Below are 12,622 nucleotides of genomic sequence, written 5' to 3' on the forward strand. Positions count from 1 at the left end.
CTCTGAATTCCGCTCTTATTTGAAGTATTAACTGCCATTCGTAAAAAACGGGATAGCGATGAGGTATCTGGCAGCACTGTTTTTTGTTTTCTGTGCTGCGTATGAACTCCATGCGCAGATGCCTATCCCACAGGATCCCCATATTTCAGATACCGCACTGGTTCATTCCCTGATCGATTCCAGTTTTGAATATTCTTTTTCCGATCCCGATACCGCCATAAAATTTGCAAAAAGGGCAAAAAGACTTTCTGAATCCCTGAATTATTCAAAAGGTATTGCAGAAGCACACGGAGAGCTGGGGTATTCCTTCAACAGAAAGGGTGAGTTTGACCGGGCGATAGATCATTTTGATAAAGGGATTAGGCTGTTGCGTGCTTTGAGAGATACGATGGGACTAATAGCACAGCTAAATGATCTTGGATCGACCTACAGCAGCATGAGTGAATATAATACGGCACTGGAGCACTATTTTGAATCACTAGAGCTGTGTGAGGCTATCGGGCTCGAGCGGGGCATCAGTTCAAATTTAGGAAATATCGGCCTTGCTTACTTTGAGCTGGACCGGGATGAAAAGGCGATGGAGTTTTACAAGCGGGCACTTGAAATCAATCAGCGGTTGGAGAATAAAAACTCACTCGCCACAAATTATAATAATTTGGGTCTATTGCATGGGGATCAGGGCAGGTATGAGGAAGCATTGGATTTTCATTTCAAAGCTCTGGTTATCAGGCAAGAACTGGGGTACACCCTGAGTATAGCCAACAGTCTGAACAATATCGGTCGGGTTTATATGCAGAAAGGTGAACACGACAAGGCCATGAAGTATCTTAATCGAGCTCTTCAGGTAAATGACGGAAAAGACAAAGATCTCAGCTCAATTATTCATGAAAATATGACTAAGACCTATATCTCGATGGGTAAATTGGATTCAGCCCGAGTGCATGGAGAGCAGACGCTGGACTTATCACGTGAATATGGTAGTAAACTCGGAGTAAAAGTGGGTTATGAATTGCTCACGGATATTTATCTCAAGTTGGGTAATTACAAGCGTGCTTTTGAAAACCAGCGCAAGCTTATGGTCGTAAAAGACAGTATTCTGAATGCAGAGAAAAGCAAGCAGATCAGTGAGCTACAGACCAAATACGAAACCAGGCAAAAAGAGCAGGAGATAGCACTATTGGAACAAGAAAAGGAACAGGAGGCCATGTTGCGCAATGCATTTCTGGCAGGACTTGTTCTCATCGGAATAATTGGTTTTCTGATCTACAACCGGCAGCGTCTGAAAATCAAGAAGAACAGAACCGAGCTTGAAAACAAACGTCTACATGAAGAACAGCTGGAAAAAGATCTGGAGTTCAAGAATAGGCAACTTACTACCCACTCCCTGCACCTGGTTCAGAAGAATGAAGCCATGAGAGAACTCAAACAGGAGATCGAATTGCTGAAAGAAGAAAGTGCCGGGGAAGTCAGTCGGGATCTACAGAAACTCCAAAATAAAGTTGACTATAGTTTCAACCTGGATGAAGACTGGGAAGAGTTCAAACTCTATTTTGAAGAGGTGCACACCGGTTTTTTTGAGGCTCTGAAAGAACAGTATCCGGACCTCACTTCCAACGAGTTGCGCCTTTCAGCACTGGCCAAACTTAATCTCTCTATAAAAGAGACCGCTACCATACTGGGCATCAGACCCGATAGTGTTAAAACGGCGCGTTATCGCCTGCGCAAAAAGCTGGGGATGGAAACCGAAGAGAAACTGACTGATTTTATGATGGCTGTAGAGAAAGAGCAGGTGGGCTAGATTTCTCTAATACATTGATACTCAAAAAGGTTATTCCCCTGTAAGTATTCATTTTATGTAGAGTAATTATCTGATGGGATATTTGCCAAAGGCATCCCTATGGGAAAAGCCGCCGGGTGTATTGAGATGTTGTTCTAACTATAGATATTCAAAATTCCTTGCTCTTTGGCCGCCCAAAATTTTATAATGACTTTTCCGCAATACCTCCGGACCCCCGTCTTAATAAGAAATAAAAGAACTGCTTTTATAAAAGAGAAAGCAAATGACTTAGAACCCCTAAGCTATGCTAAGTTATTTCTTTCTCATTCCGCCGCTTCGCTACGGAATGAATAGGTTGCCTAATGTTTTCTCTGTCGTGGAATGAGGATGCTGTTTTGCTACATAATAAGAATACGGGTAACTAAATATTAACTTCATCCTACATTAATCCAACCGGATGCAACTTAAAAGCTTAGTCCAACTCCCAGGGAAAAGCGCTCGTAGCTTAGATTGTTTTCGATGGAGGAGAAGGCATCAGCGGGCTCAAAATAGGTAGCCCGATCGAGATTGAACGCGACGCTGACATGCCAGGCCAACTTCCCGGAAGTTTCGAACTGCAGACCCAGTCCCGGGTTGAGCATAAGTCCGCCCGAATGAGAATTCACCGTATCTTCTTTATCGGTTAGTAAGCTTATATTGTAACCGCTTTTGAGAAAGAAAAAGGGACGGATATCATCCGCCTGAAACTGATACTTGAAATCGATAAACAGGGGCAGCAGGCTCAACGGGTCATCATAATAGGTGAAACCCACACCCAGGCCGGCTGATACCTTCCGGTTAAATTGAAAACCGTTTACCACCCAAAGCCTGGGAGAAGCTGTTGATTGGCCGGGAAGCATGTCTAGTCCCGTAATTAGCACATATCCTCCCTTGCGTCGTTCCAGCCAATCTTTAAAACTGATTTGGGCAGAACTTTGAAATGGAATAGCGAAACATACTATCAGCACCAGGGGAAAGAGTAGCCTTCTTAGCATCTGTCATGTCGTATTGAATTGGGGGTATGCCTTACCGAAAGATCCGTTCTCACAAGTATAGTAGGTATTACCTTTTAAAATTGAAATACTAAATGTGTCAGGGGTCATAAACAGCTATGCCGCTTTATTGTTTACCTATTGTTGACCTAATTCACATTGCCTTTGCCTATATTGCAGATTAGCTTTTCAACAGACGCATTGGGTGTTCATGTGTGTCACTTAAGGATACTTTTTGCCCGCTGGTTTCAGCTTATAAATCAGATGGAAGTAAGTATAATTTAAAATTGAGATACTTATGACTGAGCAAAACAATCAAACTGATCCGGAATTCATCGCAGCCCAGCTTAAAAAACCATCAGGCGATTTTGCCGAAGAAGTTGGTATGAAAATGAACCGGGTAAACAAACCGCTATTTGATCTGACAGTGGAAACTATGCAGCTGCAGGGTACGGAACGGCTGCTTGAGATTGGTTTTGGCACCGGTGCCTTTTTCAAGGATCTTTTCAAGTATGCCGATGATCTAAAGGTGAGCGGAATTGACTTCTCTGAGGAGATGGTGAAATTAGCCCAATCAAATAATAAGAAGGTTATTGATGAAGGCTTGCTAAATGTGAAATGGGGAGAAAGTGATGATTTGCCGTTTTCTGATTCCACATTCGACAAAGTCTACTGCAATATGGTCGTTTACTTCTGGGATCAACCGGGAAAACATCTATCAGAAGTTCATCGGGTGCTTAAACCCGGCGGCAAATTCTATACCGGTATACGTTCCCGAGAGAGCATGCTGGTTTTTCCTTTTGTTGAGTTTGGATTTAACCTTTATGCAGCTGAAGAGTGGAAAGAAATACTATCCGAAAATGGATTCATCGTTACCAATGAACAGGTATCCTTAGATCCCGAACTGGATTTTGAAGGCAATACGCTGCAATTGGAATCGCACTGTATTGTCGCTGCTAAGAATGGTTGAAGCCTGAAAAATAAAGTCATACCAAAAACAATGATCACTATGAAACGTTTTTTAGTTCTACTTTATGCCGTAATAGCTTACCTGTTATTTTTTGCCACATTCCTTTACATGATTCTTTTCCTGGGAAATTACTCTGAACTACTACCAAAAACCGTTAACAGCGGGGACGAGATAGCATTGATGCCTGCCGTGCTGATTAATCTGGGGCTCATCGCTCTTTTCGGCTTGCAACACTCCATCATGGCAAGGAAGTCATTCAAAAAGTGGTGGACCCAATATGTGGCATGGCCTGTTGAGCGAAGTACCTACGTGCTCTTTTCAACCTTTGCTCTTATTTTGCTTCTCTGGTTGTGGCAACCGATAAACGAACCGGTATGGGAAGTGAATGCTACCTGGGTATCACTGATACTCAGTTGGGGTTTCTGGCTGGGTTGGTTGGTGCTGTTTCTCTCAACGTATATGATCGATCACTTCAGACTCTTTGGACTTCGACAAGCGTGGAGCTACTGGAAAGGGGAAGAGCTACAGCCACCGAAATTTATGGAACCTGGTTTTTACAAGTATGTACGCCATCCGCTAATGCTGGGCTTTTTGATAGCCTTCTGGTCCGTACCGAGAATGACTGTAGGGCAACTGATTTTCTCAGCAGGAATGACGACGTATATATTTATAGGTGTCTACTTTGAGGAGAAAGCAATGCTACGTCGGTTCGGAGAGAAGTACGAGGACTATAGGGAACGCGTGCCTAAATTTTTTCCGGGTCTGAAATAAAAAGGTTGAGCACCGGTTCACGCTAAAAAATGCTCTGTTTGAAAAATCCGTCTAGTTCTTAAAGATAAATCTTACTACATTTTATTTAAGTCTCTAATATTTAGAAAGATAGAGCAAACAGAGATAGAAAGTTTTGTTCACTGAACTTACTGGTTCTAGATGGGAAAATGACTCAATAACTGACTGAACTATTTTGATGGAACCTGCCTCTTCCGTCACTGTGCTGATAATATTGAAACGATTCTCTTCAGCCAGTTGCAGGTATTAATAACTAAGAGAATGGAGGTTATCTTATGGCCGATCCAAATACTATTAAGAATGTATTCAAAAGAAATGTAAAGGCGCTCAAACTACGGCCTTCTATAGGTCAGAGTACTGCATTGACCCATGTTCATGTTGTCGACGGTACTACCTGTGAAATCGTAAGCGGATCAAAGCGCTTAACCGTTGATGTGGGGAAGGATGCCGGTGGAAATGATGCCGGTCCCGGACCGGGTATACTTGAGAGAGCAGCATTAGGAAGCTGTCTTGCCATTGGCTACGCTACCTGGGCTGCGTATCTGGAGATTCCAATCGACGATATAAAGGTGGATGTAGAAACCGAATTTGATGCAAGGGGACAGTTCGGAGTTGCAGATATTCCCCCCGGCTTTAAATCGATCCGGTATTCAGTGACGATTGAGAGTCCGGCATCCGAAGAAGAAATCAAAAGGCTGGTTGAAAAGGCTGACAAGTACAGTCCGGTGCGTGATGATTTTCAAAGAGCAATTCCCATACAGAGAGAACTTACCATAAAATCTTCGATAAAGGAGTGGACATGAAACCGGAATTACAACGAAGGGTACAAAAGTACGGTTGGGATTATTCCTCGCCGTATTATGAGTCCGGCTGGCAGCGGCAGCTTTGGCCGGCACAGGCACGTCTGTTGGAGGCAGCTAATATATGTTCAGGAGAAGAGGTGCTGGACATCTCCTGTGGCACGGGGCTGGTGACTTTTCCTATTGCCGAAACGGTAGGTGTTGAAGGTTCTGTCACTGCTATAGATCTTTCGGAAGGCATGATTGAAAAAGCCGGAAAAATTGCCAAAGAGAGAAATATCACCGGTGTTAATTTCCAAGCTATGGATGCTGAGGAGCTCGACTTTGCGGATGAGTCTTTTGATCTGGCTATCAATTCACTGGGATTGATGTATTACCCCGATCCAGACACAGCGAATTTGGAAATGTTTCGGGTTCTGAGGGCCGGGGGTAGAGCAGCAGCGTTGGTATGGGGCCGAAGAAAAGCCTGCGGTTGGGCAGAGATATTTCCTATTGTTGACCGGCGCGTTAAGACAGATGTATGCCCCTTGTTTTTCCAGTTAGGTACAGGTGGAAACCTGCAAAGGTCATTTGAAAAAGCAGGATTCAGTGAAGTGACGACGGATCGTTTTGATGTAACACTTCACTACGATTCGGACGAAGAAGCTATTATTGGTGCTTTTCTGGGAGGTGCTGTTGCTTTGGCCTACCGGAAGTTCGACGAGTCTACCAAGAGAGAAGCCCATGAAGAGTACCTGGAATCCATTGAACCCTATCATGATGGGGAAGGTCATTTTGATATCCCCGGTGAGTTTGTCATCGTTACGGGTAGAAAAATTTAGAAACGTATCCTAAAAGACATGCCAAGTTTCTAAAACCTGGCATGTCTTTCTGTTTTTAATTACTGGCTTATTCTTTGGGCCTCTTGCAGTGCCCGCTCAACATTTACGACGCCACCGCTTACTGAGAGGGTCCCGAAAGGTACCATGGACTCATCAGGACTCTGCTGATTAGGCAGTACTACCTGTTGATCGGTATACTTCACGGCGCTTTGTAAAATCACATCTTTCACTTGCCGGGCACTGAGGTTGGGGTAATAGGCCATAATCAGGGCAGCCACACCGGCAACCACCGGGGAGGCCATGCTGGTTCCATCCTGAAATTCATAGGAATCATCCGGCATGGTAGAATAGATGTCAACACCCGGGGCAAAAATATCAACGGATTCATCGCCGTAATTGCTGAAACTTGCTACAAAATCTTCGTTCGGTTTCCATGAACTGGCCCCGACACTGATCCACAGCTCGGAAGCACCTTCATCCGAAAAGCCGTCTCCATATTTATCAGTCGGGAAACTCGGTTTAGTGTCGGTATCAGCTCCATCATTACCGGCACCGTGGACCAACAACACCCCGTTTTCTTCAGCGTATTTTACCGCAGCATCTACGGTTTCTTTATACGGGGAATATCCCTTTCCAAAACTCATATTAATAACATGGGCCCCGTTATCCACAGCATAGCGAATGGCATTGGCAACATCTTTGTCTCGCTCATCACCATTGGGTACGGCGCGTATGCCCATAATTTTGGTGTTGTTGGAGACCCCGTTTATTCCGATGTCATTATTTCTGACTGCTGCGATAATGCCTGCTACATGCGTTCCGTGAGTTGGATCAGGACCTGCTACATCATTGTTGCCATAGAATCGTTCGGATGTATCCTCATAGTTATCACCAACAATCTGTCTTGTATGGAAATCCGGATTGTAACCGTATTTGGCAAACTCATAGACTTGCTTTTTTTGCTCGGCAATGAGTGTAGAGTCGATGTCATTTTCCATCACATACAGCATGACATTCTGTGCAAACTGTTGCTGCTGGTTTTGGGGCTGCAATTCCTGTAGATCCTCATAGGTATAGGTACTGTCACTGTAATAGTCACTTAAAATTTGCTTAGCCTGGGCCATACTTTCTTCCAGCGATCGAATATTTTCATACTGGGTGACTTGTTCCATTACCCGGTCTTCATAATCCGAATGGATTTCCCTGAAGTAGGCATATTCTTCCCGTTCTTTTTGGCTTAATTGCGTGGTATCAATATCAGCATATTTCGGTTCTAGTTTCCGGTAGATACGTGTCAGCTCAAAAGTGTCATGATCGACATTCTCTCCATCCGGTCCGCCTATAAAATTCCAGCCGTGGATATCATCGATATAACCGTTCTGATCATCATCAAGGCCATTACCGGCAATTTCATCTTCATTTATCCACATATTGTCTATGAGGTCCTCATGATCGGCATCAATCCCACCGTCGATCACTGCCACGATTATCTCTTTTTCACTTGATCGATTTTGCAGGATGGTTTCATAAGCGAGCCGGCTGCTGATTCCCCTGAACTGTGTTTGCTCTTCATCAAGGTGATGCCAGTCTTTGGGCGGTTCCAGCAGTGTAGAAAAATCTACCTCTTTAGGCTGCGGCTTCTGTTCGGTTGGCATTGCCTGTTCGGTAGTGGAACAGCCGTAAATTGTAACGGCAAGAATGAGTGATAATAATATTCGCTTGATCATAAGTTAAAACTCAGGGTTTCAGAGTAAGGGTGTAGGAATGTCTTATTGAATATTCTCAATAGCTTCAATGAACCGATCTGTAGCATTTTGATAGGCTGTGGTCACTGCTTCCGTTGCGGTTGAATCGAGCCACGAACCGGCGTCACTTTCATAGAAGGAGGTATATTCTCTTAAGGCCTCACTATCCAAATCAAAATACATAATCAGGTATTGCTGCTTCAGGTCATCCTGAATTTGATTTTCTATCTCCATGCGATAATTGCTTACAATACCATCTATCTGTGAATCGCTGAAGGTGCGCTGGTCACTGAGAATACTGAAAGCAGATACAATAGAACGGAATAAAATAGTTTGGGACTGAATGGCATTGTCAACCGTAGAGGTGGAATTCATGAGGGATAGGATGACCTCTTCCCGTTCTTCAGATGGCGGTTCCTGTTCCAACTCATACATTCGCACCACCCTTCGACGTGCTCCCTGCAGAGTATTGGTAGCCTCTTCAGCCTCATGCACTTTTTGAGTGGAGGGACGACTCAGCCATTGTTGGAACTCATCGGAATACGGATTTTGGTAACGCTCCTCAAACACCTTTTTCACATCATACATAAGTGAATCGATTACGAAGCCTTCCGCAAAAAGCGCTATCATTTTTTCGTTTTTTTCAGCCGGTAATCCTAAGGGATTTTGAGCAAACTGCATTTCAATATCCTTAGGAGCACGTTGTAGCCTGCTTTCAAATGGGATCTTCTTTAGAAGTGTATCCAGTAGCGCTGAATTTGCTGTATCCGTTGATGACTGGGCGCTGGATAAAAAGGGGATCAAAAATAATAGGCATACTGAAAGAACAGTGCGATGAGGCAGCTTCATTTAATTCGTTATTTGGTTATGTGTATCTCTCTATTATGGCACAAAATCTAACCATTATCTACAAACACAAAAAATTAACATTGATTAAAGTAACGCGATTAATGAGTGAATCATTTTACTATCATAGAAATAAAGTACTATTAGGTCAGGTATATTGTATTGATTTAAGCTAATCCTGCAGGCTTCTGAACTTGTAGGTTTGACGAGAAACCGTTATTGCTAGTTTTTCTGATCTATACCGGTCATGGGTACAAAACGTACCGGTAATTTACGTTCTGTTTCGATCTTCCCGTCTTCTGTTTTGCGAACTCTCAGCAGTCTCTGGGTAAGTCCTGAGTCACCAACAGGGAGCACCATGACTCCGCCCGGTTTAAGCTGTTCAATCAGCGGTTCGGGAATATCATCTGCCGCTGCTGTCAGAATAATGGCATCAAAGGGAGCATGCTCGGGCCATCCTTTGTAACCGTCTCCAATTTTAGTTTCAATGGTATGATATCCGAGGGACTCAAAGCGTTCTCTTGCCTGCTTGCCGAGTTCTTCTACGATTTCTATAGTAAATACATAGGGAGTTAGTTCCGAAAGTATGGCTGCCTGGTAACCGCTGCCTGTACCGATTTCAAGCACCTTTTCCCCTTCATCAAGCTCAAGCAGCTGGGTCATATAGCCCACAATATAGGGCTGGGAAATGGTCTGTTGATATCCAATGGGAAGTGGCCTGTTTTCGTAGGCATTACTCCTTCTGTCTTCAGGGACAAACAAGTGTCGAGGGACCTGCCTCATGGCTTCAAGAGTGGCTTTATCGGTTACTCCTCGCCCTTTTATGGCTCTTTTTACCATTTGGTAACGTTCTTCACGCCGCTCGGAAAATCGTGGTTTTTCCCATTCTATGGTATCTTGCATTGCAGCAGTCACCTTGTTATTCAGTTTATATCGTTTTGCTGCTTCTATAGGTCGAAAGTTGGGAATAGCACTTAGAAAAACAGCAAGTACTGCGGAAACGATAGTAATTATACCGGTATAAATATTCATAGCCATTAGCCGATTTATCTTGTACTCATAAAAACAAAGTGGTGGATCTATTAGTTCAACGTTTCATTGGTTTGCTTGCCTTTTCGATGCGCAAGAAGTAACATAAAACAGTTTCAAGAAATAGGCTTTTTTATGGATTATAATGAACTTCAGCAGAAAATTGATCACGCCCGTAGTTTAAGTCACGATTCTCTACCCGAGCTACCCTATGTTGATTTCAGGGAGCTGTTGGAAAAGAGAATGACGGAGTCTGAATCGTACCTGGTATATATCGATGAGAATGACAACCGCAGAGAATTTACCTACAGGCAATTTTGTGACAAAGTGTATGGTGTTGCCAGGCATCTTCAAAAACACGGTCTGAGACGGGGCGACCGGGTAGCTACGATTTCCCATAATCACTGGCAAACGGTTGTACAATATTTTGCATCCTGGCTATTGGGGCTGGTGGTTGTTCCGGTTAATCTGGGGGAGGATGACGAAAGAATTGCCTACATCCTGGAAAATGCCAAGGTGGAACTGGCGTTTATACGAAAGGAATACCGCGGGCGTATCAGCAATATATTCCGGGATAACGATGCGCTGAAGAATGTCGAGACCATTTTGTGCGAAGAGACTGTGTACAATTATTGGGATAAAGAGGGTGAGCTTAAACTGGAAGACGGCAGCCTTGCCGAATCTGAAGCGCTCATCGTATATACTTCCGGAACTACCGGTCCGCCGAAAGGAGTGGTGCTGAGTCAACGCAATCTCCTGGAAGATGCTCGTTCTATTGCCGAATGGCATGATATTGATGCTGATACAAGAATGATGTGCGTGCTGCCAATTCACCATGTGAACGGGACGGTGGTAACCTTGCTGACTCCTTTTCTGGCCGGTGGATCTGCGGTTCTCAACCAGCGATTTCGGGTAAAAGCTTTTTTCCCAACCATCAGGCAAGAGGAGGTGCATATTGTAAGTATGGTACCAACTCTGCTGCAATATTTAAACAGCCACTATGCTGAGCAAGACTATAAAACATGCGCTAGTCTGCGACACGTAATCTGCGGTGCCGGTCCGTTAACGGTTAAGGTAGCAGAGACCTTTGAAGAACGCTTTGGTATTCGAATTATTCACGGGTATGGTCTCTCGGAAACTACCTGCTACTCCTGTTTTTTGCCGTTGGATATTCAGGATAGAGAACATAAGAAGTGGCGCAGTGACTTTGGTTATCCGAGTATAGGAGTGCCCATCCCGGCAAATGAGATGGAGATTCATGATACCGAAGGGAATCCGGTGGGGGAAAACGAGCGGGGCGAGATCGTCATTCGGGGTGTGAATGTGATGCTTGGCTATTACAACAACAAGGAAGCTAATGAAAAGGCCTTTAAGTACGGATGGTTCAGAAGCGGGGATGAGGGGTTCTACGTTAAGGACGATGAAGATCGCCCCTACTTCTTTATTACCGGACGCATCAAGGAACTGATCATACGCGGAGGGGTTAACCTGGCCCCTCTGGAAATTGATGAAGTAATCAATAAGGCTCCCGGAGTTAAGGCTGGCATCGCTGTGGGTTTTGAAAACGATTGGTATGGGGAGGAGGTAGGAGCCTATGTACAGCTAAAGGAAGGCGCTAAAAAAGATGAAGAAGCCATCCTGGAATTCTGCAGGGACCATTTGCCCTTTTCCAAGGCCCCGAAAGTAGTAGTCTTCGGAGATGAAATACCGGTGACATCCACAGGAAAGTACCAGAGAAGGAATGTTGCCCATCATTTTGAGGAATGGAAGGAGACGCAGTTTCGGAAGGAGGGGAGTGAGTAGTGAAAAGTGAAAAGTGAGAAGGCAGAAGGCAGGGGTGGAATCCAGAATTCAGAATTCAAAAATCAGAATTTTTTTGACATGAGAGGGGAGATTCCTCAAAAATCAACCAAAACAACCTTGGAAGGGGTAAGATAAAAGATCAGCTTGTTCCAGCATCCAGCATCCAGCATCCAGCATCCGGTTTTCACAATAAAACTTGCACCATTCTTCGTTATTCTATAAAGTTATAAAAACATTTACAGCAAAAAGGTCTCAGAACGGCATCCAAATCATCTAAGGTGGTTCTTATGAACAGTCCTCTACTTACACTTGATCTTTTCACCCAGGTACAATCAGACTACGAAAAACGGCAGTATAAGGTGCTATCCGCTCTCAAACGCATTTCTGAAGACTTCCAGCATAATAAAATTTACCCGCACCTAAGCAACCTGGCAGAGCTCTATCATACGCTTGAAGATATCCGAAAGCGACTCAACGACCTTCGCAGTGAATTCCCAAAACGCATCAAAAAAGTCGATTTTGTCAACCAGGAGATCGAACATGAGATTGTTTTTGTGGACGGATCCGACCTTCAAAAGGTGGAGGAACTGATAGAATGGGCACTGCCACATATCAAAGCCAAAATCGAGGAAGGTAAAACAATTTACGAATTTGTGAATGAAAAGATTTTCCTTGAGGAGGTTGGCATCATTCCCAATTATATTGATGAGGGTTACTTTTTTGTGCCGGATAATGAAGAGGCAAAGCTGCTCCTTTTTGAATATGAGGTCTCCATCTTCCAGAGTGCCAAGGATCAGTATCGTTCACTTAAAACGCAATTTTTAAAAGCCCTGGGACAGGGACGGGCCATGAGATCCCCGAATTCCATCAAACTCGATCTGATCAACGAATTCAAAAAACTCCCGAACCCGGCGACCTACGCCTTCCAAACCGACCTGGATTTCCCATTCAACGAAACGGTACTGCCTGTCGTAAAGCGTAAGCTCATTAAGCAGTTGTATGAATAGTCTT

At 44.1% G+C, this 12,622-nt stretch carries 11 protein-coding genes; 7 read left to right on the forward strand and 4 right to left on the reverse strand.

The features are described 5' to 3' along the window. The first annotated feature begins 58 nt into the window (after nt 1-58). The gene (locus G3570_RS04360; RefSeq protein ID WP_165139647.1) at nt 59-1,798 is read left to right on the forward strand and encodes a tetratricopeptide repeat protein; all 1,740 of its coding nucleotides are present in this window, start codon (nt 59-61) and stop codon (nt 1,796-1,798) included. Between the two features lie 443 nt (nt 1,799-2,241). Here G3570_RS04360 and G3570_RS04365 read toward each other — a convergent pair whose 3' ends face one another. Beyond that, entirely contained in the window at nt 2,242-2,811 is a 570-nt protein-coding gene (locus G3570_RS04365; protein ID WP_165139650.1) for a hypothetical protein, read from the reverse strand. A 295-nt stretch (nt 2,812-3,106) separates the two neighbouring features. Here G3570_RS04365 and G3570_RS04370 point away from each other — a divergent pair, with 295 nt between their 5' ends. The 4 genes from G3570_RS04370 to G3570_RS04385 all read left to right on the forward strand — a co-directional run bounded on the left by G3570_RS04370 (nt 3,107) and on the right by G3570_RS04385 (nt 6,188). Further along, on the forward strand, nt 3,107-3,778 hold the full coding sequence (locus tag G3570_RS04370) for a class I SAM-dependent methyltransferase (protein ID WP_165139653.1): 672 nt from the start codon (nt 3,107-3,109) through the stop codon (nt 3,776-3,778). Nucleotides 3,779-3,817: 39 nt separating this feature from the next. Beyond that, nucleotides 3,818-4,549: a methanethiol S-methyltransferase gene (gene mddA / locus G3570_RS04375; RefSeq protein ID WP_249066703.1), complete on the forward strand. Its 732-nt coding sequence runs from the start codon at nt 3,818-3,820 to the stop codon at nt 4,547-4,549. 293 nt (nt 4,550-4,842) lie between these two features. Continuing rightward, nucleotides 4,843-5,370 (forward strand): OsmC family protein, encoded by a 528-nt coding sequence (locus tag G3570_RS04380; protein WP_165139659.1) that lies wholly within the window; start codon nt 4,843-4,845, stop codon nt 5,368-5,370. Further along, nucleotides 5,367-6,188 carry a class I SAM-dependent methyltransferase gene (locus tag G3570_RS04385; RefSeq protein ID WP_165139662.1) on the forward strand — a complete coding sequence of 274 codons (822 nt, stop codon included), beginning with the start codon at nt 5,367-5,369 and terminating at the stop codon, nt 6,186-6,188. Before G3570_RS04380 ends, G3570_RS04385 begins: the two co-directional genes overlap by 4 nt. Nucleotides 6,189-6,247: 59 nt before the next feature. On the opposite strand, the gene G3570_RS16475 is transcribed toward G3570_RS04385, so the two are convergent. The 3 genes from G3570_RS16475 to G3570_RS04400 form a co-directional block, all read right to left on the reverse strand. Beyond that, nucleotides 6,248-7,672 carry a S8 family peptidase gene (locus G3570_RS16475; protein ID WP_428841715.1) on the reverse strand — a complete coding sequence of 475 codons (1,425 nt, stop codon included), beginning with the start codon at nt 7,670-7,672 and terminating at the stop codon, nt 6,248-6,250. Nucleotides 7,673-7,957: 285 nt separating this feature from the next. Next, the gene (locus tag G3570_RS04395; protein WP_165139668.1) at nt 7,958-8,782 is read right to left on the reverse strand and encodes a hypothetical protein; all 825 of its coding nucleotides are present in this window, start codon (nt 8,780-8,782) and stop codon (nt 7,958-7,960) included. 219 nt (nt 8,783-9,001) lie between these two features. Next, nucleotides 9,002-9,811: a protein-L-isoaspartate(D-aspartate) O-methyltransferase gene (locus G3570_RS04400; protein ID WP_249066705.1), complete on the reverse strand. Its 810-nt coding sequence runs from the start codon at nt 9,809-9,811 to the stop codon at nt 9,002-9,004. Nucleotides 9,812-9,943: 132 nt separating this feature from the next. On the opposite strand from G3570_RS04400, the gene G3570_RS04405 reads away from it, so the two are divergent. Together G3570_RS04405 and G3570_RS04410 are read left to right on the forward strand one after the other, a co-directional pair. Then, nucleotides 9,944-11,611, forward strand: coding sequence for a class I adenylate-forming enzyme family protein (locus G3570_RS04405; protein WP_165139671.1), 1,668 nt, complete (start codon nt 9,944-9,946; stop codon nt 11,609-11,611). Between the two features lie 287 nt (nt 11,612-11,898). Then, nucleotides 11,899-12,618 (forward strand): hypothetical protein, encoded by a 720-nt coding sequence (locus G3570_RS04410; protein ID WP_165139675.1) that lies wholly within the window; start codon nt 11,899-11,901, stop codon nt 12,616-12,618. Nucleotides 12,619-12,622 lie beyond the last annotated feature (4 nt).

Origin of the sequence: Halalkalibaculum roseum, from assembly GCF_011059145.1 — a bacterium.
GTDB lineage: Bacteria > Bacteroidota > Rhodothermia > Balneolales > Balneolaceae > Halalkalibaculum > Halalkalibaculum roseum.